At 71.0% G+C, this 25500-nt stretch carries 17 protein-coding genes and 1 pseudogene; 13 read left to right on the forward strand and 5 right to left on the reverse strand.

The genetic code is table 11. The features are described from left to right. Window positions 1–85 precede the first annotated feature (85 nt). Window positions 86–904 (reverse strand): hypothetical protein, encoded by an 819-nt coding sequence (locus tag ABZX96_RS11790; RefSeq protein WP_355541842.1) that lies wholly within the window; start codon window positions 902–904, stop codon window positions 86–88. A gap of 96 nt (window positions 905–1000) precedes the next feature. Here ABZX96_RS11790 and ABZX96_RS11795 point away from each other — a divergent pair, with 96 nt between their 5' ends. Both ABZX96_RS11795 and ABZX96_RS11800 read left to right on the forward strand, forming a co-directional pair. Further along, complete coding sequence (locus ABZX96_RS11795) at window positions 1001–1381, forward strand: hypothetical protein (RefSeq protein ID WP_355541845.1); 381 nt, start codon at window positions 1001–1003, stop codon at window positions 1379–1381. An 809-nt stretch (window positions 1382–2190) separates the two neighbouring features. Next, complete coding sequence (locus ABZX96_RS11800; RefSeq protein WP_355541848.1) at window positions 2191–2679, forward strand: hypothetical protein; 489 nt, start codon at window positions 2191–2193, stop codon at window positions 2677–2679. 391 nt (window positions 2680–3070) lie between these two features. Here the strand turns inward: ABZX96_RS11800 and ABZX96_RS11805 are convergent, their stop codons facing one another. Continuing rightward, window positions 3071–3403 (reverse strand): hypothetical protein, encoded by a 333-nt coding sequence (locus tag ABZX96_RS11805; RefSeq protein ID WP_355541851.1) that lies wholly within the window; start codon window positions 3401–3403, stop codon window positions 3071–3073. Window positions 3404–3622: 219 nt separating this feature from the next. After that, window positions 3623–6694: a beta-N-acetylglucosaminidase domain-containing protein gene (locus tag ABZX96_RS11810; protein ID WP_355541854.1), complete on the reverse strand. Its 3072-nt coding sequence runs from the start codon at window positions 6692–6694 to the stop codon at window positions 3623–3625. A 773-nt stretch (window positions 6695–7467) separates the two neighbouring features. Here ABZX96_RS11810 and ABZX96_RS11815 point away from each other — a divergent pair. The 10 genes and pseudogenes from ABZX96_RS11815 to ABZX96_RS11860 all read left to right on the forward strand — a co-directional run bounded on the left by ABZX96_RS11815 (window position 7468) and on the right by ABZX96_RS11860 (window position 20239). Then, window positions 7468–7782: a hypothetical protein gene (locus ABZX96_RS11815; RefSeq protein WP_355541857.1), complete on the forward strand. Its 315-nt coding sequence runs from the start codon at window positions 7468–7470 to the stop codon at window positions 7780–7782. A 34-nt stretch (window positions 7783–7816) separates the two neighbouring features. Next, window positions 7817–10612, forward strand: a complete 2796-nt coding sequence (gene malQ / locus ABZX96_RS11820; protein WP_355541860.1) for a 4-alpha-glucanotransferase — start codon at window positions 7817–7819, stop codon at window positions 10610–10612. A gap of 350 nt (window positions 10613–10962) precedes the next feature. Continuing rightward, window positions 10963–11202: a hypothetical protein gene (locus tag ABZX96_RS11825; protein WP_355541862.1), complete on the forward strand. Its 240-nt coding sequence runs from the start codon at window positions 10963–10965 to the stop codon at window positions 11200–11202. A 615-nt stretch (window positions 11203–11817) separates the two neighbouring features. Continuing rightward, a complete protein-coding gene (locus ABZX96_RS11830; protein ID WP_355541864.1) occupies window positions 11818–12792 on the forward strand; it encodes an acyl-ACP desaturase in 975 nt (324 codons plus the stop codon). Window positions 12793–12958: 166 nt separating this feature from the next. Next, window positions 12959–14083, forward strand: a complete 1125-nt coding sequence (locus ABZX96_RS11835) for a DMT family transporter (RefSeq protein ID WP_355541866.1) — start codon at window positions 12959–12961, stop codon at window positions 14081–14083. 29 nt (window positions 14084–14112) lie between these two features. Next, the gene (locus ABZX96_RS11840) at window positions 14113–15168 is read left to right on the forward strand and encodes a LysR family transcriptional regulator (RefSeq protein WP_355541869.1); all 1056 of its coding nucleotides are present in this window, start codon (window positions 14113–14115) and stop codon (window positions 15166–15168) included. 147 nt (window positions 15169–15315) lie between these two features. After that, entirely contained in the window at window positions 15316–16470 is a 1155-nt protein-coding gene (gene alc / locus ABZX96_RS11845; RefSeq protein WP_355541872.1) for an allantoicase, read from the forward strand. Window positions 16471–16775: 305 nt separating this feature from the next. Continuing rightward, window positions 16776–17053, forward strand: a pseudogene (locus ABZX96_RS11850) (helix-turn-helix transcriptional regulator). A 363-nt stretch (window positions 17054–17416) separates the two neighbouring features. Continuing rightward, complete coding sequence (locus tag ABZX96_RS11855) at window positions 17417–17956, forward strand: hypothetical protein (RefSeq protein ID WP_355541875.1); 540 nt, start codon at window positions 17417–17419, stop codon at window positions 17954–17956. Window positions 17957–18232: 276 nt separating this feature from the next. After that, entirely contained in the window at window positions 18233–20239 is a 2007-nt protein-coding gene (locus ABZX96_RS11860) for an ATP-binding protein (RefSeq protein ID WP_355541878.1), read from the forward strand. Between the two features lie 158 nt (window positions 20240–20397). Here the strand turns inward: ABZX96_RS11860 and pepN are convergent, their stop codons facing one another. After that, window positions 20398–22965, reverse strand: coding sequence for an aminopeptidase N (gene pepN / locus ABZX96_RS11865; RefSeq protein WP_355541881.1), 2568 nt, complete (start codon window positions 22963–22965; stop codon window positions 20398–20400). Between the two features lie 574 nt (window positions 22966–23539). Here pepN and ABZX96_RS11870 point away from each other — a divergent pair. Further along, window positions 23540–24043, forward strand: a complete 504-nt coding sequence (locus ABZX96_RS11870) for a DUF1203 domain-containing protein (RefSeq protein WP_355542137.1) — start codon at window positions 23540–23542, stop codon at window positions 24041–24043. Between the two features lie 181 nt (window positions 24044–24224). Here the strand turns inward: ABZX96_RS11870 and ABZX96_RS11875 are convergent, their stop codons facing one another. Continuing rightward, window positions 24225–25256, reverse strand: a complete 1032-nt coding sequence (locus ABZX96_RS11875; RefSeq protein WP_355541884.1) for an aspartate-semialdehyde dehydrogenase — start codon at window positions 25254–25256, stop codon at window positions 24225–24227. Between the last annotated feature and the right edge of the window lie 244 nt (window positions 25257–25500).

Consider the following 25500-nt stretch of genomic DNA (forward strand, 5'->3'; position numbering starts at 1 on the left):
CGTGCGGACCGGTCGGGTCCGCACGCGCGCCGCTGTGTGGGGGCCCGGGCCGGGGCCCCGTACGCGTTGTGTCGTCGGGCTGGGTTCAGTGGTTCCGGTGGCAGTCGGGGAGGTGGGTGGCCTCGACGTAGCCCCACCGGCGGGCGGCCGGGGCGTAGCCGTGCACGTACGCGTGAGGGCCGTGGACGACGCAGGTGCGGGTGCCGATGACGAAGCGGTCGCCGGGCCGCAGGTTCCCGATGACGAACGCGTGGACGGCGTCCCTCAGGGTCGCGTGGCCGCTGACGCGGAGGTGGGCCGCCTTGCGGCCGTCACCGACCGGGTTGAAGTCGACCCGCCGCACCGAGCCGTCGTTGCCGACCCCTTGCAGCGAGGGCAGCGGGAGCTGCTTGGCCAGGCAGGAGCGGTTGACGAACCCGTAGTGCGGGTTGACCTTCGGGCGCTGGGACGCGCGGTCGCGGTCCTGGACGAGGGCCCAGCGGTCGCCGACGTTGTAGCGGACCCCGACGCGGGCCCCGCGGTCGAGGTGCCAGGCCCGGTGCCGCACGCCCTTCATGGGGAAGTTCTCGTAGACCGCGCAGCCGCGCGTCAGGTGGGTGCCCATCAGCCAGTTCGGCGGGTAGGAGCGGACGGCGGGGACGAGGGGGGAGGAGGTGGCGCCCTTGGGGGACGCCGCGGGCTGGGCCGCGTTCGCGGTCGGCAGGGGGACCAGCAGGAGCGCGGCGAGGGCGCCCAGAAGCGTGCGGGCGCCGCGGAGGCCGGGCGCGGCCGGACCGGGGCGCGTACGGGCGGTGGCGGCGTCTCCGTGATGGGGGACGGGGAAGGGCATCGGGTTCTCCTGGCCGTCGGCGAGCGCCGCCCCTTGGTGGGCGGGCGTCTCGCGGACCAGTAAGGGGGCGCCCAATATGGGCGGCCACGGCGTCCGGCGGGGATCACTCGAATGGGCGAATGTCGTTCCGTGACGGAGGGGTACGGAGCGGGGCCGCCTATAAACAGCCGCATGAAACGACCGCTCGCGGGCCGCCCGTTAGGACGAACGAAGCCCGGACCTGAGCCCGTGATGTACCTGGTGCTGTACATCGGCGCGCTCCGCAAGGCACACGACATCACCTACGCCGATGTCGCCCGGTTCATGGGCCTGGAGTACCGGAAGCGGCGGGACATCTCGCGGGCGTTCGCGGGCGGGCGGCAGGTACCCAAGTGGGAGTACGTGGAGGCGACCGTCCGGTGCTGCTGCGGTTCCGGCGCCGAGGCGGAGTGGCGGCTGCGGCACTGCGCGGATCTGCACGCGCGGGCGCTCGCCGGGCGGGAGAGCCCGGACGTGGCGCCGGACGAGGTGAGGGTGGAGCTCGCGCCGTGGGTGTGGGGGAGAGCGGGGTGAGCGGAGCCGGCGGGAGGCGCGGGCGCCGGGGCGCGGGCGGGGAATGCGGGACCGGTGGGGAATCCCGGGGGCCGGTGGGGGAAGATTCCGCGGCGTTCGCCATGCGGCCGTGAGGTGCGCCATTGCGCACGCGTATCGCGGATTCCGATCAATTCACGCGGTCTCACGAAAACAAAAGCGGAGATTTGCTCGGAACCGTTTACTGGTCTGTGCGTACCGGGAATCATCGGCGGAGTGTCGGCGAGCGTAACCACGCGTCGACGGGGCGCGTCATACTAGTCGGATGCACCCGCCGGGTCCGATCGGCGGGGATCACCGCGCGAAGATCGATGCGTGAACGGCACTGTGTGAAACGGCAATGTGCGAACAGCACTGCATGAACAGCACTGCATGAACAGTACCGGATGAAGATCACCGCGTGAACAAGGATCTCACCGCAACGAGCAATCATGAATGAGAAAACGGGGAGGACGGGGCTCATCATGAGAATGGTGGCGATAAGGGAGTTACGGGGCTCCCTGCTGGAAAGGTGGTTCCAACGGGGGGAGATCGTCGGCATCCGGAGCAATCGCCTTCTTATAGCGGTTGTTGTTCCCATGTCGACTTCTTGGATAACACACCTGATTGAACTGAACTGGTCCCGCCTGCAACAAAGTATCGAGCAGGGGGAAGCCGAGCTGGCGGGTGACGGGCCGTTCGTTCCGCTGCGCAAGATAGTGGATCAGTCCGAAGCGGGAGAACGCGCACCGGAAACCGGGCTCCTGCCCCGGGTGGGCGCGTGCGAGGGCGGCGATGAGAATGAGGCGAGAATGGCCCTGGGCATCCCGGCGGAGGCCCTGGCCCGTTACACGGACCGCTTCGTGAGGGCCGCCGGCGGGGCGTCGGGGGGCGCCGGACGGACGGCCGTCCGGTGGTCGGACGAGGCGGCCGACGAGGATCCGGGCGCGGCGCCGACCGGCGGTGAGCCGGGGCGGCCCGTGCGGACCGTGCGGATCGGGGACGTGTCCGCGCACCTGATCGAGGAAGCCGGGCGGGCGGGCCGCTCTCTGGTCCTGACGAACGACCGCGTGGTCATCGGGATCATCGTGCCCATCACGCGTCACCTGGTGGAGTTCCTGGTCGAGGAGAACATGTCGCGGGTGCTGTTCAACATCGATCTCGGCGAGAAGGAGATCGAGGCCCAGTTGCCCTTCGCGTCACTGGAGGAGCTGCTGACCGGGCTCGCCGAGAAGGAGCGCGAGCAGGGGAGCGGGAGCGGGCAGGAGAGCGGGAGCGGGCAGGAGAGCGGGCAGCGCTAGGCGGGGCCGCCGGCCGGCGGTGGCCGCTCACTCCAGGAACGACCGGGGCGGGGGCGGCGCCGGTTGGCGGTTCCTCCGCCTCGGTGAGATCTCTTCCGGGATCTTCTCGGGGGTGGCCTCTTCGTTGGGGCTGCTTCGGCCTTCGGTGAGGCCCCGCAGGGAGGGCGCCGAACGCGGGTGGCGTGCGGTGAGCCGCCGAACGCTGACGGTCTTCGGCGAGGCGCCGAACCCGGGCGGCCTTGGGCGAGGCGCCGTATGCGGGCGGCGTTCGGCGAGCCGCCGAACCCGGGGGCCTTCAATGAGCCGCCGAACGCGGTCGGCCTTCGGTGAGCCGCCGAATACGGACGGCCGCCTTCGAAGTAAATGCCGAACGCGGGCGGCACCGCACGTATCAGATGCTCCGATTACGGAATCCCGAATCCGCTTTGAGGATATCCACGACGAGGAAGACCTTCTCGGCGATCTCCCGCTCCGCCTGATCCGCGTACCGTTTGCATTCGGCTTGAGTCAGCGGCCGGTGCACGGCCGTATACCCCTCAAAACTGAGCGGCGTCGCGACATAGCCGTTGTATCTGTCGATCGTCAATTCCGCGTCGCGGTTCGGGCCGTCGTCCAGCTCCTCCTCCAGGGCGTCCGCCAGCCCTTCTCGGTCGGCTTGGGAAGGCAGGCCGTACAGGACCTGCCGCGCCGCGAAGCCGAGTATCACCTCGTAACGTTCGCTCATCCCTCGTCACCCCACATGAGGAGAGTTGCCGCATCGGCGGCGGTTGCATCATAGCGAGGTGTCCGGTGGCGAGAAGTTCATCCTTCGGTATTGAGCAAGACTCTTTATATTTCCTTGCGTGGGCCGGGGCCGGGAGAAATGGGAGGGGGCTTTTGATTTCCCGGGTGCCGGAGTTCTTCGGGTTTTGGGTTTTCCGTGGGGCGGGGGCGGCGGCGCCGTTCATTGGGCGACCGCGTAGGCCTCCACGGACCAGAGGGAGTATCCGAAGCGGGTGGCCCGCTCGTCGCCCTGGATGCGGACGAAACGGACGTCGGGCGCGTCCATCCGGACCGATTCCCGGCCCCCCTCGCTGTCCCGCACCGTCGCCGCCGTCCGCCACTCCCGGCCGTCGGAGGAGACCTGCACGCGGTAGGCGGCGGCGTGCGCCTTCTCCCAGTGCAGGACCAGGCGGCCCAGACGGGCGGGCGCGGGCAGGGCGAACTGGAGCCAGGCGCCGTCCTCGGCGGGGGAGGACCAGCGGGTGGCCGGGTCGCCGTCGGTGGCGGCCCCGGCCGGGAAGTCGGGGGACTCGTCGCCGGAGGAGGTGGCCGCCGCGCCGCGGGCGAGGTCGGGGCCGCCGGCGCGCGGGTAGGTCCGCACCGTCAGGGTCTGCCGCTGGTCGCCGTAGGAGACGGGGATCTCGTACGTGCCGGACGGGGTGCCCGCCGGGACGGTCACCTCGATGCGGGCGGTGGCGGTGCTGCCGCGCGGGACGGTCAGGTGGCGCGGGGCGCGGACGGTGAGGCCGGGCGGCGCCTTGACCGTCAGCTCGCCCTCGACGTCGCCGGGGCGGCGGGAGAAGATCCGGGCGTCCACGGTCGTGGTGCCGCCGATCTCGGCGTCCGTCTCCGTGCGGGAGAGCTCCAGACCGGCCGGCGGCACGTCCTCGAACCACGGCGTCAGGGCGTGCACCGTGGGCGCCTTGGCGTCCTTGGGCCAGCTCAGCCGGATGGCGTCGGCGCGCAGGCCGCGCGCCTGGGCCTGGGTCCAGCCGGTGTCGGACAGCCCGGCCAGCCGCCGCCACCCCTCGCCCGGGACACGCGCCTCCAGGGAGACGCCGGCCGCCGAGGGGGTGGGGTCGGTCAGGGCGGTGACCGCGGTGAGCGGCCGGACGCGGTTGAACGGCACGGTCAGCGCGGTGGGCCGGTCCTTCTCCTTGGGCGCGGCCTCTGCGCTCTTGGGGCGGTTGTCCTGCGCGGCCCGGTCGTCCTTCCTGGGGGCCGCCTTGGGCAGCGGGGCGGCGGCGCGGGCACCCGTCCACGCGTCCGACTCGGTCATCGCGCGCTCCAGGAAGGGCGCCAGGACGCCCTTGCCGACGGTCGCCGAACTGCGGCCGATCTCCGCGCGCAGCTTCTGGACGGTGCGCTGGGCGGCCCACGCCGCCGCGCCGTCGCCGCGCGCCTGGGCGAGCAGCATGTCCACGGCGTTCTCGCCGGCCTCGCCGTACCGGGCGAGCTGCTGCGCCCAGGGCCCCACTTCGGCGGCGAGCGGGGCGGAGAGGTGGTCGGGGGTGCCGCTCATGGTGCGGAAGGCGGCGCGCAGCTCGCGCCCGGCGTCCGCGAACGCGGTGTCCCGCCCGGGGGCGCCGCTGTTGGTGGCGGCGGCGCGGGACGCCCAGAACGCGTCGATGAGGGGACGCAGGTAGGCGGACTCGTCGTCGTCCAATACGGAGGACGCGTCGTTGCCGGCCAGCGCGTGCACCGCGGCGCGCGCCCGCTTGTCCCCGCCCGACAGGTCGTCGATGGCGGCCTCCCAGGACTCCTGCGGGCGGTAGCCGCGCGGGTTCCAGGCGTAGTCGGCGGCGGTGAACAGCGGGATGCGGGAGGCGGTGGGCTGGGCCATGGCGTTGCTGAGCAGCCCGGCCGAGCCGGTGGCGACGGCGGGCTCGCGGCCGGTGTAGGGGCCGAGGAAGATACGGTCCTGCGCGTAGTCGTTGACCGGATAGTTGTCCATCGTGACCACCGGGTGGCCGAAGGCCTCGCGGGCCGTGGCCAGTTCCCCGCCGGTGATCGTGCGCGGGACGACGCCGACGCCCGTCCACGCCACCTCCACCCGGTCCGACAGCGCCTCGTTCAGCGCCTTCCGGTAGGCCGTCGCGCCGTCCTGGTAGTACTCGGTCGGCATCAGCGTCAGCGGCGGGGCGTCCGGGTGCCGGCGCGCCAGATGGCGGGCGAGCGCGTCGGCGACCTTCGCCTGTGCGGTCGCGGCGGCCTTCGGGCCGGAGCCGAAGGCGTCCTCGTCCCCGTCGCAGCGCCACTCGCTGTAGCTGACGTCCTGGAACTGGAGCTGGAAGGCCCGCACGCCCAGCGCCCACATGGCGTCCACCTTGCGGGTCAGCGCCCGGACGTCGTCCTGGGAGGACAGGCACATCGCCTGGCCGGGGGAGACCGCCCAGGCCAGCGTGACGTGGTTGGCGCGGGCGCGCTCGGCCAGCTCGCGGAACGCGGCCCGCTGCGCCGCCGGGTAGGGGTCGCGCCACTGGGACTGCCGGTACGGGTCGTCGCCGGGCGCGTAGAGGTAGCGGTTCTGCTTCGTCCGGCCCATGAAGTCGAGCTGTTCCAGGCGCTGCGCATGGGTCCACGGCTCGCCGAAGAACCCCTCGGCCGTGCCGCGCACCGCCGTCCCCGGCCAGTCCCGCACCACCACCGACGCCAGCCGCGCGCCGCCGCCGTCCTTTTGGGCGGGGTTGTTCTTCTGGGCGGGGTTGTCCTTTTGGGTGAGGCCGTTCTTGTGGACGAGCTGGCGCAGCGTCTGCGCGGCGTGGAAGAGGCCGTCCGGGCCGACGCCCTCCAGCGCGACGGTGCCCCGCCCGGCCACGTGTCCCACGGCGAGCCGGTACCCGCCGGAGGGCAGGTCGCCGCGCGCGGGCGCGCGCAGCGCCCGCAGGGCGTCCTCGGCCCGCTCCCCGCCGGCCAGCAGCACCGGGCCGGCGGCGGGCAGCGGCGCGCCGGGCCGGGGCTCGTGGACGGTGCGCACGCCGGCGGAGCGCAGCAGCGCGCGGAGCGCGTCCAGGGCGTACGGATCGGCGTCCGCGCCGGCCACGAGTGTGACGTCGGTCCCCAGGGCGACGGGGGTGCCCAGCGCCCGCAGCGACTGGGGGCGCGGCCAGACGGCGGGCGTCCGGTCGGCTTCGGCCGCCTGGTCGGGGGCGCCGACCGCGGGCTCGGCGGGCACCGCGGGCGCCGCCTGCGCGCCGGGCGCCCCGAGCAGCCCGCCGATGACGGCGGCGGCCAGCGCGGTGGCACCCGCCACCCGGGCCCCGCTCGCGCCGCTCCTGTAGGGCCGGCCGAATCGCCCGCCGCCCCGAACGCCACGGACTCGCACGGTCTCTCCTGTCCCCGTCGTCACCGTGCCCACCGATGGGCTCATCGGTGGGCCGCCGGGCCGCGGTCGTCCGCCGCCCGGCCGTGTTCCGTCGGCCGCTCTCCAGTGAGGTGGTCGCCCGCCGTGGCGCCCGTACCGATCGTGGCGTACGGGCGCGAGCCGGGTGGACGGTGCTCGTGGACGGCGGTCGACGCGGTCGCCGTGGGGGTGGCCGCCGGACTCCGCCGCGTTCGGCGGTGCCGCTTCGGAACCCCCGTCAGGGGCCCGTCGTGCGCCCGCCGGGGTTGCCGCCGGGTGTTCGCCGTGCCTCCCTGGGGCGCGCGCCGGGCGCTGCCGGAGCACCGGGGCCGGGCGCCGTCCGGAGTACCGTCCGGTCGTCGTTGCGGCCCCTGCGATTCCCTACCGGAAAAGCCTTCGGCTGTGAGCCCACCATTCGAGCGGTGAGGGTGTCAACGACGGTAACCGAAGTGCCTGCTTTGCCCGGTGTGATGATCGGTGCGGTTGGGGTGAGGGGCGAAGGAAAAATGCCGGTTGCCTGCCGTATATGCCCGTGTTCTCTCTGTGCGCAGGCGGTCGCGGCCGTGGAATCGCCCGCGCGGATGCCGGTGTGACCTGGACCACGTTGCTTCAATGGAAGGGTCTGTGCCGAGCCCCAGTGGGTAGGGCAGCCGTGTCCCACTGCCGACGAACGGGAGGCCCTCGTGGCCGCGTCCGCTCAACTCCTCCTCGACGCACTGACCCCCGATCCCCCGGAGGCCGAGCCGGTGTCCGGACCGGTGGCCGGGCCGGTGGCCGGGCCGGTGTCCGAGCCGGTGGAGCCGCCCCTCTTCGCCGGGCTCTCCGACCCGGACGTCCCGCTGACCGGCTCCGGCTCGGCCGGCTTCTCCGAGCCACCGCTGACCAGCGAGCCACCCCTCGCCGCACCGCTCACCAGCGAGTCCCCGATCGCCGCCGAACTCCCGCTGACCAGCGAACCCACCGCGGCCGGCCTCGGCGCGGAGCCCGCGGACGTCTGATGGGCCGCCGCCCGCGAGGACCGGAGGACACCTGATGGGCCGCGCGGAGGAACTCCCCGACCGCGTCCGGCTCGCCCGGCTGCACGGCGTGGCCACCTCCTACGAGCCGTCGCCGGGACGCACCGTCCACGTCGGCGACGAGACCGTCGTCGCCGTGCTGGCCGCGCTCGGCGTCGACGCCTCCACCCCGCGCGCCGTCCGCGCCGCCCTGGAGGCGTACACGCGGGAAGCGAGCCGCTCACTGCTGCCGCCCACCGTCGTGTGGCGCCCCGGCCGCCCGCCCGGCCGCTCCCGGCCCCCGGACTTGGCCCGGCCTCCCGATCCGGCCCGGGTGACCCCGTTCTCCCCGGCGTCCGACCTCTCCGGCCTGCCCGAGGGCACCGAGCTTCGGGTGGAGACGGGGGAGGGGCGGACGTACGAGCTGCCGCCGGGGTCCTGGGACGGGCCGCCGTCCTCGACTCCGCACGGGCCGCCGCGCAAACCTCCCTCGTCCGCGGCTTCGTACGGAACCTCGGCCTCGGCTCCGTACGCATCCGGCGCGAAGGCCGGGACGGGCCGCGCGCCCGAAGGGGACGAAGAGGACGAAGCCCCCGGCGACCGCTACCGGCCCCCGCTCGGCGTGCACGCCCTCCACGCCCGCGCACCGGACGGCCGCACCGCCCGCGCGCACCTCGTCGTCGCCCCCGACCGGATGCCCGCGCCCCCCGAACGCACCCACGGCTTCATGGTGCAGCTCTACTCCCTCCTCTCCGCCCGCTCCTGGGGCATGGGCGACCTCGGCGACCTCGCCGACCTGGCCGCCTGGTCGGGGCGCACCCTCGGCAGCGGCTTCCTCCAGATCAACCCGCTGCACGCGGCGGTCCCCGGCGCCCCCACCGACCCTTCCCCGTACCGCCCGTCCTCACGGCGCTTCCCCGACCCCGTCCATCTGCGGATCGAGGACATTCCCGAATTCACCCGGTTGGCGGGTCCCGCTCGCGCCCGGGCGCAGGAACTGCTCGCCCGAGGCGGTCGGCTGCGCGAGGCGGCCCTGCGCCCGGACGGCCGGATCGACCGCGACGCGGTGTGGGCGCTGAAGAAGGAAGCCCTGGAACTGCTGTACGAGGTCCCGCTGAGTCCCGGCCGCCGCGCCGCCTACGAGGACTTCCTCGCGGAAGAGGGCCGTTCGCTGGAGGACCACGCCACCTGGTGCGCGCTCGCCGAGGTGTACGGCCCGGACTGGCGCGCCTGGCCCGCCGGGTTGCGCGACCCGCGCTCGGCGCACACCGCGCGCGAGCGGGGCGCACTCCACCGCCGCGTGGACTTCCACCGCCGCCTCGCCTGGCTCACCGATCAGCAACTCGCCGCCGCCCAGCGGGCCGCGCGGGACGCAGGCATGGGCATCGGGCTGGTCCACGACCTGGCCGTCGGCGTGCACCCGACCGGCTCCGACACCTGGGCCCGGCAGGACGCGTACGCCGCCGGCATGTCCGTCGGCGCGCCCCCGGACGCGTTCAACTCCCGCGGCCAGGACTGGGGCCTGCCCCCCTGGCGGCCCGACGCGCTCGCCGACGCCGGCTATGCCCCCTACCGGGATCTGCTGCGCGGCCTGCTGCGCCACACGGGAGCGCTGCGCATCGACCACGTGATGGGCCTGTTCCGCCTGTGGTGGGTGCCCGAGGGCCGGCCGCCGACCGAGGGCACGTACGTCCGGTACGACGCCGAGGCGATGCTCTCCGTCCTGGCCCTGGAGGCGCACCGGACCGGCACGACCGTGATCGGCGAGGACCTGGGCACGGTCGAGCCGGGCGTGCGGGACGCGCTCGCCGCCCGCGGGGTGCTGGGCACCTCCGTCCTGTGGTTCGAACGCGATTACGACCGGCCGGAGCACCCGCCGCTGCCACCCGAGACCTGGCGCCGCGACTGCCTGGCCACCCTCACCACCCACGACCTGCCCACCACGGCCGCTCGCCTGACCGGCGACCACACGGCCCTGCGCCACCGCCTGGGCCTCCTGGACGGCCCCCTCCAGGAGGAACGCGCGGCCGAGCGCGCGGAGGTGGGCGGCTGGCTGGTGTGGCTCCGCGCCCTGGGCCTCCTCCCGGGGCGGACGGCGGGGATCGAGGACCTGCCGGGTGCGTCCTGGGGGCGGCCGGTTACGCCCTCAGGGGAGACGGACGTCTTCCCTGAGGACGTCGACACGTTCGGGCGCGACCCGGAAGGACCGGAGGAGGAGGCGGCGGACCCGGACGCGCTGAGGGAGCCGCCGGACGAACTCCGGGGGCCGGGGTCGGGGCCGGGACCGCGTGGGGAGCCCGACGGCCTCACCGAGGCATTCGGGAACCTTCCCCGCGTTCCCGACGACGGCTTCGAGGACATGCCGCTGACCGAGGGGCCGTGGTCGGAGGAGGAGAAGCGGCTGACCGAGGGGCCGGGGCCGGAGGAGAAAAGCAGGCTGGTCGAGGGGCCGGGGTCCGCGCCCGGAGAGGCGGACGCGGGGCCTCGGGCCACCCCCGAGGAGGTGGACGCCTTGTTCGGCCGGTACGGAGGATCGGACGCGTTCCGCGCCGCTCTCGGCGAAGAGGCGGACGCGTTCCTCGGCGGGCCGGACGAGGAGGCGGCGGTCGCCGCGCTGCACCGCTACCTGCTGCGCACCCCGGCGCGCATGATCGGAATCTGGCTGCCGGACGCGGTGGGGGACCGCCGCCCGCAGAACCTCCCCGGCACGTCGGACGAGTACCCGAACTGGCGGCTCCCCATCAGCGACCCGGACGGCCGGCCGCTCACCCTGGAGGACATCGCCGCCTCACCCCGCCTGCGCCGCCTGATGCGGGCGCTGACGGAGGAGTGAGCGCGGGCGCGGGCGCTGGGGCGTGCGCCCGCGCCGAGGGGAGGCCGGGCGCGGGCGCGTACGTCGGCGCGGGAGTGCGGTCGAGCCCCGGCGGACGAGCGAGGGCAGGCACCGGCAGACGAACCGGCGCAGGCGCTGACGAACGAGCCGGGGTCGGGCTGACGAACGAGCCGACGCGGCGGTGACGAACGAGCCGACGCGGGCGCCCGGGCCCCATCCGGGAGGAATTCGGGGATAAAACGGGCGTCCGTGCGGCCGGAGCCCAAGGGCCGGGCGTGGCCGGGCCGTCCGGGCAGCCGTTAGGCCACCCCGGGCGCGCGGTCCGTACGTGCGTCCGATACGTTGAGGCCGTGAGCAATAAGGTCAACAAGAACGCCCTGCGCGCCGGAACGATCACCGCCGGCACCGCGTTGCTGCTGCTGATGTCGTCCTCCGCGTTCGCGCTCACCCGCGACGACGGTGACGACCCGGGTCCGGGCCTGAGCGTCGGCGAGACGCTCGGCCTCTACGTGGCCGCGCCCATCGTCCTGTTCCTGGTCATCGCCGGCCTGGTCATGATCGGCGACAAGTCGCGCAAGACCAAGGGCTGAGACCCGCACCCGACCTCCGGCTCGCCGGACCCGTGCCTTGCCGGGCGGCGCCTTTCCGGTTGCCCGATCAAGGTCGGCGTCCGCCCGCCCGCTTCCTCGGTCTGGTCCTCGACGTCCGGGACCCGGCTTCCCTGCGAGTTCCGATCCGCGGCTTTCCGCTGCCTTTTTCGGAGCGCCCCGGAGCCATCCGGAGCCATTCAGGACCACCGGGGGACTCTGCCTCCAACCCGCTCGGTGCTGCCGCGCCGCGCCGGTGACCCATACCCGTCACCGGGCTGTTCGCGACTACTGCCGTCAGGCCGTTGACCATGCCATAGGGCCGAGGGCCGTCCGGCCCTGTCGGCGATCGGTACTCAAGGCGCCTACTGGTTCGCACGAACCAGTAGGCGCCTTTTGCTTTCCCGGACCGGCCCCAACGGCCCACTGACGCACTCCACGCCCTCCCCACCATCTCCCCATCACCACTCCACCCGCGCAAGTGTGCCCAGATGCCTGCGGATTCCCGACGGAGGACGCTTTAACGCGAGCTAACCTACGATGTCGTAACCTACGGTTCCGTAAGCGTAAGTAGCTCTCTTCCCCGTAGCCCTCGTCCCTCTCGTCTCAGGAGTACGCGTGACCATCGCCCCCGCCCGCCACGACGGAGAGCGCGGCCAGGCCGCCTGGAGCGACACCCGACTGCTCTACGCCCTCGAAGAGGTCGTGGAGAAGGAGATCAACCGGCACCTGAAGGTCGCCAAGGACTGGATGCCGCACGAGTACGTCCCCTGGAGCGACGGGCGGAACTTCGACGGGGTGATGGGCGGCGAGCCCTGGGCGCCCGAGCAGTCCAAGGTCACCGACATCGGCCGGATCGCGCTCGTCGTCAACCTGCTCACCGAGGACAACCTGCCCAGTTACCACCACGAGATCGCCACCCTCTTCGGGCGCGACGGCGCGTGGGGGACCTGGGTGCACCGCTGGACGGCGGAGGAGGGCCGGCACGGCATCGTGATGCGGGACTACCTGCTCGCCAGCCGGGCGGTGGACCCGGTGGAGCTGGAACGTTTCCGTATGGCGCACATGTCGGCGGGCTTCGAGTCGGACAACGCGCACAGCATGCTGCACTCGGTGGCGTACGTGGCGTTCCAGGAGCTGGCGACGCGCATATCGCACCGGAACACGGGCCGCCACTCCGGCGACCCGGTCTGTGACCGGATGCTGGCCCGCATCGCCACGGACGAGAACCTGCACATGGTCTTCTACCGGAACCTGCTCTCCGCGGCGTTCGAGCTGGCGCCCGATCAGACGATGAGCGCCGTACGGGACGTCGTGGTGGGCTTCCGGATGCCCGGCCACGGGATGCCCGGCTTCGAGCGCGCCGCGGCCCGGATGGCGATCGGCGGCGTCTACAACCTGCGCATCCACCACGACGACGTCATCCAGCCGGTGCTGCGGTACCTGAAGGTGCTGGAGATCGGCGGCCTGGGCCCGGAGGGGCTGCGGGCCCAGGAGGAACTGGGGCTGTTCCTCGGCGGGCTGGACGACCAGGCCCGCAAGTTCGACGAGCGGCTGGCCGCGCGCAACGCCCGCAAGGCGGCGCGAGGCTGACGCGGACGGGGGGCGCCGGGCGTGCACCCGGGGTCCCGCGCACGCGCTTCCTTTCGCTTTCCCTTAAAGAAACGATCGAAAGTATTCGATAGACCTGATGAGTCCATTTCTGTCACGTTGATCTCCGACAGGCCGGAGTGATGAACGACGCGAGGGAGAGGCCGACGTGGCAGTCACGGACGCATCGATACGTACGGCGGAGGGCCGGGGCGCGGGCCCGGACGGGGACGCGAAGCCGGACACGAACGCGAACGCGAACCCGAACGGGACCGCGAACCCGAACGGGACCGCGACCCCGAACGGAGACGCGAAGCCGATCGAGCCCGCGAACCCGAGCAACGCCCCCCACACGCAAGCCCCCACTCCCACCAAGAAGACCCTCGCCCCCACCGCCCAGCTCATCGGTCTCGGCCTGGCGCTCCTGGCGACCGTCATCTGGTCCGGGAACTTCGTCATCGCCCGCGCCCTGCACGACACCATCCCGCCCGTTCAGACGGCCTTCTGGCGCTGGGTGATCGCCCTGTGCGCGGTCGCGCCGATCGCGCTGCCGCAGGTGCGCCGGCAGTGGCCGGCCATCCGCCGCCACCTCGGTTATCTGACGGTGGCCGCGCTGCTGGGCGTGACGCTGTTCAACACCCTCATCTACCAGGCGGGCCGCAGCACCTCCGCCACCAACATGGCCATGATCGCCGCCGCCTCGCCCATGATGATCGCGGTCTTCGACCTCGTCGGACGCCGTCGCGGCGAGGCACGCGAACGGCTCGGCGGCCGGCGGACCGCAGGCATGATCATCGCCCTGGCCGGTGTGGTGACGCTCGTCGCCAAGGGCTCCCCGGCGGCGCTGCTGGAGCTGGACTTCGCCACCGGCGACCTGTGGATGCTGGCCGCCACCGCCACGTTCGCCGGTTACAGCGCGCTGCTGCGCCGCAAACCCGCCGATCTGGGTGGTCTCGCCTTCCTCTTCATGACGTTCGCCCTGGGGGCCGTCATGCTGCTGCCCGCCTACGGGGTCAGCCTGGCCGTCGAGGGCGGGTTCGCGCCCACCGCCGGGACCGTCGGCCCGCTGCTCTACATCGGCGTCCTGTCCTCCGCCGTGGCCTACTTCACCTGGAACAAGGCGATCGCCACCGTCGGCGCCGCCCGCGCCGGGGTCATCTACTACCTCCAGCCGGTGTGCGTGGCGCTGCTGTCGCCGGCCGTGCTCGGGGAGGCGATCGGCGTCACCCAGGTGGTGTGCATGGCACTGATCGTCGCCGGGGTGGCACTGGGAGCCGCGGGCGGGCGGCGGTGAGCCCCGCGGGCGGTGCGTACGCTGCCCGCATGGCCGACTGGGACATCAAAAAGCTGCGCATCCTGCGCACCCTCCAAGAGCTGGGCACGGTCACCGCGACCGCCGAGGCGCTGCACATGACGCCCTCGGCGGTCTCGCAGCAGTTGACCGGCCTGGCCAAGCAACTCGGGGTGACCCTCTTGGAGGCCCACGGCCGGCGGGTCCGCCTGACGGACGCCGCCCACCTGGTGCTACGCCATGCCGAGGCCGTCTTCGCCCAGTTGGAACGCGCGGACGCCGAACTGCTGGGCTACCTCCGGGGCGAGGCGGGCCGGGTGCGGGTCGGCGCGTTCTCCACCGCGATCCCGGCGCTGGTCGTCCCCGCAGTCCAGGAACTGCGGCGCAGCCACCCGAACCTGTCGGTCTGCGTACGGGAGGCGGAGGCGGCGGAGGCGTACGCGCTGCTGTCCGAGGGGAGCGTGGACCTCGCGCTGTCGCTGGCCGCGCACGCCCCGACGCCGCGCGACCCGAAGTTCTCCCGGCTCTCGCTCCTCGCCGACCCGCTGGACGTGGCGCTGCCGGCCGGCCACCCGCTGGCCGCCGAGCCGGGGCTGCGGCTGGCCGATCTGGCGGGCGAACCGTGGATCTTCGGCAGCAGCGGCCCCTGGTCGCAGATCACCACGACCGCGTGCGAGCACGCCGGATTCGTCCCCGAGCAGGCGCACGCCGCCGCCGACTGGGGCGCGATCCTGGCCATGGTCGCGGCGGGGATGGGCGTCGCGCTGGTGCCCCGGATGGCGATGACGGGCGAGCGCAACGGCGCCGGCGTCGCCGTACGGGTCCTGCACGCCGACCAGCCGCGCCGCCACGTCGTCGCGGCCGTCCGCCGCGGTTCGGAAAGCGCCCCGGGCCTGGCCCGCGTCCTGGCGGCCCTCCAGCAGACCGCCGCCGTCCAAGCACGCACGCAAACGGGCCAGCCGGCCGCCACGGTCCACCCGTGTACGCAAACGGGCCAGCCGGCCGCCACGGTCCACCCGTGTACGCAAACGGGCCAGCCGGCCGCCACGGTCCACCCGCGTACGCAGACGGGCGAACCGGCCGCCTAAGCCCACAGCCACGGGCGGATCATTCACATCCCCTACAAACACATCTCAGAATCTTTCGATGGACCTGCTGTAACGCCTCTGCGAAAGTCGAAGTGCCCCGGCCCACCGACCGGAACGGAAGCCAGCAGTCCCCACCGAAAGGCAGAGATGACCACCACCCCGGCCGCCCAGTCCAACGATCCGCACGCCAACGACGCCAACCCGTACGGGGGCGGCGACCCCTACGCCGACTACCGCGGCGGGGACTTCGCCTTCACCTCGCTGGTCGACCTCGCCGACCGCCGCTTCGGCGCCGGCGTCATCGCGGCGAACGACGAGTTCTTCGCCGAGCGCGAGAACCTGCTGAAGCCCAACCCGGCGGTCTTCGACCCCGAGCACTTCGGCCACAAGGGCAAGATCATGGACGGCTGGGAGACCCGGCGCCGCCGCGGCGCGGACGGGGACCACCCCTTCCCGACCGACGACGAGCACGACTGGGCGCTGATCCGGCTCGCCGCCCCCGGCGTGATCCGCGGCGTCATCGTCGACACCGCCCACTTCCGCGGCAACTACCCGCAGCAGGTCACCCTGGAGGCCACCGCCGTCCCCGGCAGCCCCAGCCCCGAGGACCTGCTCGCCGACGACGTGAAGTGGGAGGAGATCGTCCCCCGCACGCCGGTGCGCGGCCACGCCGCCAACGGGTTCGAGGTCTCCGTCGAGCGCCGCTTCACCCACCTGCGCCTCAAGCAGCACCCGGACGGCGGCATCGCCCGCCTCCGCGTCTACGGCGAGGTCGTGCCGGACCCGGAGTGGCTGGACGTGCTCGGCACCCTCGACCTGGCCTCCGTCATGCACGGCGGCACCGTCGAGGACGCCTCCGACCGCTTCTACTCCTCGCCCACCCAGATCATCCAGCCCGACCTGTCCCGCAAGATGGACGACGGCTGGGAGAACCGCCGCCGCCGCGTCAAGGGCACCAACGACTGGGTGCGCTTCCGCCTCGCCGCGCAGGGCGAGATCCGCGCCATCGAGATCGACACCGCCTACCTCAAGGGCAACTCGGCCGGCTGGGCCGCCCTCTACGGCTGCGACGCGTCCGCCAACGACCCGAGCGACGACGCGTCCTGGTTCGAGATCCTCCCCAAGACCAAGCTCCAGCCCGACACCCCGCACCGCTTCAAGCTGGACACCCCCGCCACCGCCACCCACGTCCGCCTGGACGTCTTCCCCGACGGCGGCCTCGCCCGCATGCGCGTCCACGGCTCCCTCACCGAGTCCGGCCGCGCCGAACTCGGCCGCCGCTTCGACGAACTGAACGGCTGACACTCCCGACGAACTGAACGGCTGACACCCCCGACGAGCCGAACGGTTGACACCCCGACAAGCCGAACCGCTGACACACCCCCTTCCGCCGGGCCCTGACGAGGGGGCAGGGCCCGGTCCCCGGACTCGCCCGGCAGGCGGCGCGCACGAACGCCCGCCTGCCGGGCGGATTCATTTGGGGGCGTCCTTCAAGAAAGGGACGGGGCACGCTCCTCGCGTTGGTATGCCTCCACCGGGTGCCGTGCGCGTCCGCGGCGGCCGTGGCCCGCGCGCGGTGCCCACGCCCGGCGCGCGAAGGAGGCCCCGTGAACCACTCCCAGTGGAAAACCCGCAGGACCAGGAAACTCCTGGGCGAGACGGTCGAGGAACCCGCCGCCTACACCGAGGCCGGTTACGCGCTCGCGCTCGGCCAGGCCGTTTACGACCGGCGAACCGCCCTCGGACTCTCCCAGACCGAACTGGCCCAGCGCGCCGGAATGACCCGGACCCAGATCTCCCGCATCGAGGGCGGCGACACCGTGCCGACCCCCTGCCGCTGCTGACCCGCCTGACCAAGGCTCTGGACACCTCGCAGCAGCCCTGACCTGCCACGCGAAATTCGCCGGAATCGCCGGACGAAACGGCCTTTCAAAGGCAGGTATCGGTCCGCCCTCAGTAGTACCGAGGGCGGACCTTCGTGTGTTCGGAAGCCGTGACCGTTGCCTGCGCCCTCTCACGGCTCCACCCGCGTTGCACTCTTCGCTGCAATTTCGTCACGTTGCGTAGCGTCAGGCTGGTGCGCATGGAAGACCCGCGACCGCGCGAACGGTCTCGTGGTGTGACCAACGTGAGTAAGTGCCACGCCCATCGGGGGCCGCTCCGCCGAGGTGCTACGCCACCACGTCGCTGGGCAGGATGCCGCAGGGTTGAAAGGCTCGACCACTCTGGAGGATCGATGGGGGACGCCTTGATCGGGCTGACCGCGGCGATAGTCGGTGTAGCCGGCACTCTCAGTGCGCCGGTGTTATCGCAACGCCTGATGGGCCGCGTTCAAAAAGAGCAGTTCGACCGCCAACAGCAGGTCGAGGAAGCTCAGTGGATCCGTGAGCAGCAAGTCGCGGAGCTGAACCGCAGGCGCGACTGCTACATGTCGGTGAATGCGGTCTTCCGGAAGTACCGAACTCACCTGATGAACTTCCTGTGGCTCGTACACAAGGAAGGGGTAATACCAGAAGCCCGTGAAGAGATGGAGGAGGCCAGGCACGCCCACCATGCTGCCTTCGCCGAGGCTCAAATGATTGCCTCCCCAGAGGTGCTGATCGAGCTTGACGGGATGACGATGGCCCTCTCCGAGGTGTATCGCCGGACGATGTGCCTGGAGGAAGGGAATCCGGATCCGGACGGCTCTTTCAACGAGATCCGAGCGGACTTCCAACGACTTTGGCTTCGTTGGGAAAGGATGCGTGACGTCATGCGCGCCGACCTCGGAGTAGCTACAGGTTCCTGACACGGCTGGTCAGACCGGCCAGGCAAGCTTGGAGCCGTCTGGCCGGTCCGTGCGAACCCCATCTCGATCACAGAGTCGGATAGCTGGGGCACAGCGAAAACGGACGTGCGCAGACACTTTCGGCGGGACTGTGTCGATCAGGGCAAAGGTGGTGTCGCTGCCTCTCCTTCGGTGGACCCTCACGCTGAACAGCCAGGCACAAGTGGCTTGTTCGTCAGCAGGTGTACCGGTAGCTGCTCTCTACCGCCCGTTATGGACCGCTGTCACAATGACGCAATGAGACGAGTGCACTTGGAAGCGGCTGAAGACCACGTTGAGCGCCTCGCGCGCGAGGGGGATCCCGTCGGGGCGGTCAAGGAGCTGATCTGGAATGCGTTGGACGCGGATGCGACGCGCGTAGAAGTAGAGATCGAGCGTTCACCGACCGATGCAGTGGACAGGGTCGTCATCAAAGATGACGGTTCCGGCATGACGCCTGCGGTGTGCTCGTCCACGTTCGGCCGGATCGGCGGGAGCTGGAAGAAGGCCGCTCGTGTTTCTCCTGGCCGTGGACGCCCCTTACATGGACAGGCGGGGCAGGGGCGACTGAGGGCCTTCGCCCTTGGTGCTTTCGTGCGCTGGTCGACGGTGGCCGACGATGTCGATGGACGGCGGAAGACCGTAATCTCAGCCCATAATGCCTCACGAAATGACTTCCAGATTGCTGATCCGCAACCCACCTCTAAGGAAACAGGCACAGTAGTTGAAGCGTGGGGGCGCCAGTCGTCCGTGTTGAATAAGCTGCTGGTGGACAAGGCGCGCACTCAGATCACAACGGAATTCGCGCCTTACCTGGCGATGTATGCGGACGTAGAGATAATGTACGACGGTCAGAAGATCGTCCCTCAAGCTGTGATGCAAAAAGAAACCCCTTATGATATCGAGTTCGAGCACGATGGGGTGATGAATAGAGCGCTGCTGCGTGTCGTCGAGTGGGACATGCGTGTGGATCGCGAATTGCATTTATGTGATGCCGACGGGGTGACAGTGGACATCACTGAGATGCGCATACAGGCGCCGGGGTTCGACTTCACGGCGTACGTGCTCTGGCGTCACATGCCGGAGCATCGGGGAGATTTCCTCCTCGGAGAGGCATCTGATGGGCCGATCGCTTCTCTGCTCTCTTCGGTCCGCCAGTCCCTGCGTGATCACTTCAAGAGGCGCACAGTGGAGCGCCGCAGGGAAGTCGTCGAAAAGTGGAAGGATGGCGGCCTGTATCCCTATGAAGGGGAGCCGTCTTCGGAGGCGGAGAAGGTGGAGCGGGAGACCTTCGATATTGTCGCCACCACTGTGCAGAGGCATATGCCTCGTCCTGCTAAGCATCAGAAGGCAACGCTTGCGCTACTGAGGGAATCTGTAGCGCATCAGCCGTCGCATGTGAACAGGATCCTGGACGAGGTTTTTCGTCTTAATTCGGAGGATAAAACAGAGCTGGACCGCCTCCTTAACAGGACCAGCCTGTCGAGCATCATCAAGGCATCCAGCAGTGTCGCTGATCGGTTGGATTTTCTGGCTGCCCTGTCGCACATGGTCTTTGATGCGGAGGCCCGAAAACTTGTCAGGGAAAGAACGGAGCTTCACAAGATTCTGGAGAACGAAACTTGGATTTTTGGTGAGCACTATCAGCTCCTGGTGAGCGATAGGTCGCTCGATCAAGTGCTGGATCGCCACCTTCATGTCATGGGAAGAGATAATCGCGCCCCCGCGCCCGTCAAAAGGGAAGATGGGTCGGTCGGGATCGTCGACCTTATGTTGTCCAGGTCACGCAAAGATCATGACAGAAGGCAACATCTGGTCGTCGAGCTGAAGGCTCCCAAGGTCAAAGTCACAGACAAGGAACTGCAGCAGATCAAGAGCTACGCCCTGGCGGTGATCGAAGACTCTCAGTTTGCCGATGTTCGTGTCGAGTGGGATTTTTGGCTCGTCACAACGGAAATGAACAGGTTGGTGAGGGCTGAAACGCGCCAGAAGGACAAACCTCGCGGATTGGCGTGGGATATATCCGACGGAGAATATTCCGTGCGCGTGTGGGTGAAGACGTGGTCCGATCTGATCGAGGAGAGCAAGGGAAGGCTGCAATACTTCAAGGAGCACTTCGACCACGACCCCTCGGTTGAGCAAGCTATGGATTACCTTCGGCATGCCCATGCGCAGTACACGCCAGATGCTCTGGCGATTCCAGCGCAGCCGAGCGGGAGCAAAGCATCAGGGCAAGGCGGGAACGCCGGGGAAAATCCTGAGTAGGGAGCTTCGGAGTCTGGCTGACGACGGCCATTGCGTTTCCACGTCATCACCTTGAAAACTGCGCTTCTTCGATGTGCGCGGCCGGGCGCCCTCGCGCGGAGGGTTCCGTCCTTCGGAGTGGCCCGGAGCCCAAAAACCCCGGGCCACCCCTCGCTCTCTTACTCGGAAGCCGCGGCGTCAGCCGCCTGCGCCTTCAGCGCACGCTCGACGCCCGCGCGGGCCTCGGTCACCAGGCGGCGGAGGGCCGGGACCGGCTCGGTGGAGGAGAGCCAGGTGTCCGTGGCGTCCAGGGTGTCCTGGGAGACCTGGAGGGACGGGTACAGGCCCACGACGATCTGCTGGGCCATCTCGTGGCTGCGGGACTCCCAGACGCCCTTGATCGCCGCGAAGTACTTCGCGGTGTAGGGGGCGAGCAGTTCGCGCTGGTCGGTCTGGACGAAGCCGCCGATGACGGCCTCCTGGACGGCGTTCGGGAGCGTGTCGCTCTCCACGACCGACGCCCACGCCTCCGCCTTGGCCTCGGAGGTCGGGCGCGCGGCCCGGGCGGTGGCGGCGTGCCGCTCACCGGCCGAGGTCTTGTCGCGCTCCAGCTCGGCCGCGATGGCCTTCTCGTCCGCGCGGCCGGTGGCGGCCAGCCGCTGGAGCAGCGACCAGCGCAGCTCCGTGTCCACGACCAGGCCCTCGACCGTCTCCGTACCGTCCAGCAGACCCTGGAGCAGGTCGAGCTGCGCGTCCGTGCGCGCCGCCGCGGCGAACGCGCGGGCCCACGCGAGCTGGTGGTCGCTGCCGGGCGCGGCGGAGCGCAGGTGCTCCAGCGTGGCGTCAGTCCACTTCGCGAGGCCGGTCTCGCGCCAGTCGGGGGCCGCGTACAGGTCCAGGGCCAGCTTGACCTGGCGGTGCAGCGACTGGACGACGCCGATGTCCGACTCCTTGGCGATACCGGACAGCACCAGCTCCAGGTAGTCGCGGGTGGCCAGCTCGCCGTCCCGCGTCATGTCCCAGGCCGAGGCCCAGCACAGGGCGCGCGGCAGCGACTCGGTGAAGTCGCCGAGGTGCTGGGTGACCACGCGCAGCGACTCCTCGTCCAGCCGCACCTTGGCGTAGGAGAGGTCGTCGTCGTTGAGCAGGATGACGTCCGGACGCGGGGTGTTCGCCGGGAACGGGACCTCGGTCAGCTCGCCGTCCACGTCCAGCTCGATCCGCTGCGTGCGGACCAGCTTGCCGTCCTTGAGGTCGTAGCAGCCGATCGCGATCCGGTGCGGGCGGAGGACCGCCTCGCCCTTGGCGCCGGCCGGCAGTGCGGGGGCCTCCTGGCGCACGGCCAGGGAGGCGACCGTGCCGTCCTCGGCGAGGGTGATCTCCGGGCGCAGGACGTTGATGCCGGCGGTCTCCAGCCACGCCTTGGACCAGGTCTTCAGGTCGCGCCCGCTGGTCTGCTCCAGGGCGCCGAGCAGGTCGCTCAGCCGCGTGTTCTTGAACGCGTGCGCCTTGAAGTACGCCTGCACGCCCTTGAAGAACTCGTCCATGCCGACGTACGCCACGAGCTGCTTGAGCACCGAGGCGCCCTTCGCGTACGTGATGCCGTCGAAGTTGACCAGCACGTCGTCCAGGTCACGGATCTCGGCCATGATCGGGTGCGTGGAGGGGAGCTGGTCCTGCCGGTACGCCCAGGTCTTCATCGAGTTGGCGAAGGTGGTCCAGGCGTGCGGCCAGCGGCTGCCCGGGGCGTGCGCCTGGCAGGCGATGGAGGTGTAGGTGGCGAACGACTCGTTCAGCCACAGGTCGTTCCACCACTCCATGGTGACCAGGTCGCCGAACCACATGTGCGCCAGCTCGTGCAGGATCGTCTCCGCACGCACCTCGTACGCGGCGTCCGTCACCTTCGAACGGAACACGTACTGGTCGCGGATGGTCACCGCGCCCGCGTTCTCCATCGCGCCCGCGTTGAACTCCGGCACGAAGAGCTGGTCGTACTTGGCGAACGGGTACGCGTAGTCGAACTTCTCCTGGAACCAGTCGAAGCCCTGCCGCGTGACCTCGAAGATCGCGTCCGCGTCCAGGTGCTCGGCGAGCGAGGGACGGCAGTAGATGCCCAGCGGGACGGTGCGCCCGTCCTTCTCGTACGTGCTGTGCACGCTGTGGTACGGGCCGACGATCAGGGCCGTGATGTACGTCGAGATGCGCGGCGTGGGCTCGAAGGTCCACACGTCGTCCCGCGGCTCCGGCGTCGGCGAGTTGGAGATCACCGTCCAGCCCGCGGGCGCCTTCACCGTGAACTGGAACGTCGCCTTCAGGTCCGGCTGCTCGAAGCTGGCGAACACCCGGCGCGCGTCCGGGACCTCGAACTGCGTGTAGAGGTACGCCTGCTGGTCCACCGGGTCCACGAAGCGGTGCAGGCCCTCGCCGGTGTTGGTGTACGCGCAGTCCGCTACCACCCGCAGCTCGTTGCGGCCCGCGCGCAGGCCGGGCAGCGCGATCCGGGAGTCCGCGAAGACCTCCGCCGGGTCCAGCGCCGCGCCGTTGAGCACCACCTCGTGCACGGTGGGCGCCACGAGGTCGATGAAGGAGTCCGCCTCCTCGGCGGCGTCGAACCGGACCGTGGTCACGGACCGGTAGGTGCCCCCCTCCTGCGCGCCGGAGAGGTCGAGCTCGATCTCGTAGGCGTCCACCGTCAGCAGCCGCGCCCGCTGCTGCGCCTCGTCGCGGGTCAGATTCGTGCCAGGCACCCGTTCCACTCCTTCAAGCCATTGCTGGGGACTGTTTGGCCATCCTTCCACGCCGGTGGGCGGGCGAGCGGTGGCCCGGGGGCCGTGGCCGGGGTTGTCGTATGGGCTTTCACGGGGGTGGGCGGGGGCTGTACGGGACTTTCCGTATGGAATACCCGTACGGGTTTCTACTATCGGGGTTGGCCCTGGGGGGTTCCGGGTCGGGTTTGCCCTTACGGGATTCCCCCGCCGGGTTTGCCCTTACGGGATTCCACTACCGGGTTTGCCCCGCCGGGTTTGCCCCTACGGGGTTTCCCTGCCGGGTTTGCCCCTACGGGGTTTCCCTGCCGGGTTTGCCCTTACAGGTTCCCCCTGCCGGGTTTCCCCTGCCGGGTTTCCCCTTACTGGGCCGACGGGACTGGCGGGGCTGCGGGTCGGTGCGGGTCGGTGCGGGGCGGCGAGGGTCGCTGAGAGAAGCCGCGGGCGCTGCGTCGGGGCGGGCCGCCGCGCGCATCTCGACGTCCGAATACCGCCGGACCGGACGCCCCACGCCGCCGACCCTTGACGCATGAACGCGAACGCCTCGCCCAGCGACATGCCCCTCACCCACACCCCCCTCCCCATCCCACCCGCCACCCTGAAGGAACTCCGCACGGCGGACGACGCCGGGCGCGCCCTCCGGCCGTTCACCGATCCGGAAGGCGGCGATCCGCTGCGCTGCTGCCTGCGCCCGGCGCGGTCGGGGGAGCGGATCGCGCTGGTCTCGTACGCGCCCCTGCGCCGCTGGGCCGCCGAGACGGGCGCGGACCCCGGCGCGTACGAGGAACTGGGACCGGTCTTCATCCACGCCGACGCGTGTGCGGGCCCGGAGGCGGGCGCGACGGGTTACCCGTTCTCGCGGGCCGGTGCGCTGCGGAACGTCCGCCGTTACAACGCCGAAGGGCACATCGTCGGCGGGCGGCTGCTGGAGATCCCCGAGGACGAGCGTGCCGGGTTCGACCGGGCGCTGAGCGAGGCGTTCGCCGACCCGGAGGTGGTGCTGGTGCACGTCCGGGCGGTGGAGTACGGCTGCTTCCACTTCGAGGTGCGTCGGCCGTAGGAGTGCGCCGGCCGTAGGGGTGCGCCGGGCCCGGCCCGCCCCCTCAGCGCGGATGCCCGCCCGGAGAAACCTCCGGACGGGCATCCGTCACATTCAGGACCCACAGGCTCACCGGCCCGCAGGAGGGCCCCCGCGACTCAGCCGCGACCAGCCCCACGACCGACTCAGCCCCACGACCGACTCAGCCCCGCAGCTCCGCCGCCACCAGCTCCGCGATCTGCACCGCGTTCAGCGCCGCGCCCTTGCGCAGGTTGTCGTTGGAGACGAAGAAGGCCAGGCCGTTGTCCACCGTCTCGTCGGCGCGGATGCGGCCCACGTACGACGCGTCCTGACCGGCGGCCTGGAGCGGGGTCGGCACGTGCGAGAGCGCCACGCCGGGGGCGCCGCCCAGCAGCTCCTGGGCGCGCTCGACGCTGATGGGACGCTCGAAGCGCGCGTTGACCTGGAGGGAGTGGCCGGTGAAGACCGGGACGCGGACGCAGGTGCCGGAGACCTTCAGGTCCGGAATGCCCAGGATCTTCCGGCTCTCGTTGCGGAGCTTCTGCTCCTCGTCCGTCTCGTGCAGACCGTCCTCGACGATCGAACCCGCCATCGGCAGCACGTTGAAGGCGATCGGGCGGACGTACTTGACCGGCTCGGGGAACTTCACGGCCGAACCGTCGTGCGTCAGCCGGGTCGGGTCCTGCTCGATGGCCTCGCGGACCTGGTCGTGCAGCTCGGCGACGCCGGCCAGGCCGCTGCCGGAGACCGCCTGGTAGGTGGAGACGACCATGGAGACCAGCCCGGCCTCCTCGTGCAGCGGGCGCAGCACGGGCATGGCGGCCATGGTGGTGCAGTTCGGGTTGGCGATGATGCCCTTGGGGCGCTCGGAGATCGCCTGCGGGTTCACCTCGGAGACGACGAGCGGGACCTCGGGGTCGCCGCGCCAGGCGGAGGAGTTGTCGATCACCACGGGACCGGCGTCCGACACCTTGGGCGCCAGGGCCTTGGAGGTCGCGCCGCCCGCCGAGAAGAGCACGATGTCCAGGCCGGAGTAGTCGGCGGTGGCCGCGTCCTCGATCGTGATCTCGGTGTCCTGCCAGGGCAGCGTGCGGCCGGCGGAACGGGCCGAGGCGAACAGGCGCAGCTGCTCCACCGGGAAGTTCCGCTCGGCGAGAATGCCCCGCATCACGCTGCCGACCTGCCCGGTGGCGCCGACGATTCCGATCCTCATGGGACTCCTTCTTCCGTACCGGCAGCGATCTGCCTGGAAAAACCTGCTCCGAAGCGAGTCCATCATGCGTGTGCACCCCGTCTCTTTGTCCAATTGGTTGACGGGGACGGCGCTGGTGGGGGGCCCGGTGTCCACATGCTGGTCGTAGGGGCGGATCCGGCCCCTGGGGAACATCCCGGACGGGAGGGCGAGGGGGAGCGGAAGAGGGCGGGCGGCGCGGATACGGCGACGGGCGGGGTCCGTA

It is taken from the genome of Streptomyces sp. NPDC003077 (assembly GCF_040611095.1).
Taxonomy (GTDB): Bacteria; Actinomycetota; Actinomycetes; order Streptomycetales; family Streptomycetaceae; genus Streptomyces.

What these genes read in the sequence shown, in the direction of transcription:
- ABZX96_RS11875 (WP_355541884.1), bottom strand. Translation starts at nt 25,256, where the DNA reads ATGAGGATCGGAATCGTCGGCGCCACCGGGCAGGTCGGCAGCGTGATG.
- ABZX96_RS11870 (WP_355542137.1), top strand. Translation starts at nt 23,540, where the DNA reads ATGCCCCTCACCCACACCCCCCTCCCCATCCCACCCGCCACCCTGAAG.
- ABZX96_RS11800 (WP_355541848.1), top strand. Translation starts at nt 2,191, where the DNA reads ATGGCCCTGGGCATCCCGGCGGAGGCCCTGGCCCGTTACACGGACCGC.
- alc (WP_355541872.1), top strand. Translation starts at nt 15,316, where the DNA reads ATGACCACCACCCCGGCCGCCCAGTCCAACGATCCGCACGCCAACGAC.
- ABZX96_RS11805 (WP_355541851.1), bottom strand. Translation starts at nt 3,403, where the DNA reads ATGAGCGAACGTTACGAGGTGATACTCGGCTTCGCGGCGCGGCAGGTC.
- ABZX96_RS11840 (WP_355541869.1), top strand. Translation starts at nt 14,113, where the DNA reads ATGGCCGACTGGGACATCAAAAAGCTGCGCATCCTGCGCACCCTCCAA.
- ABZX96_RS11795 (WP_355541845.1), top strand. Translation starts at nt 1,001, where the DNA reads ATGAAACGACCGCTCGCGGGCCGCCCGTTAGGACGAACGAAGCCCGGA.
- malQ (WP_355541860.1), top strand. Translation starts at nt 7,817, where the DNA reads ATGGGCCGCGCGGAGGAACTCCCCGACCGCGTCCGGCTCGCCCGGCTG.
- ABZX96_RS11860 (WP_355541878.1), top strand. Translation starts at nt 18,233, where the DNA reads ATGAGACGAGTGCACTTGGAAGCGGCTGAAGACCACGTTGAGCGCCTC.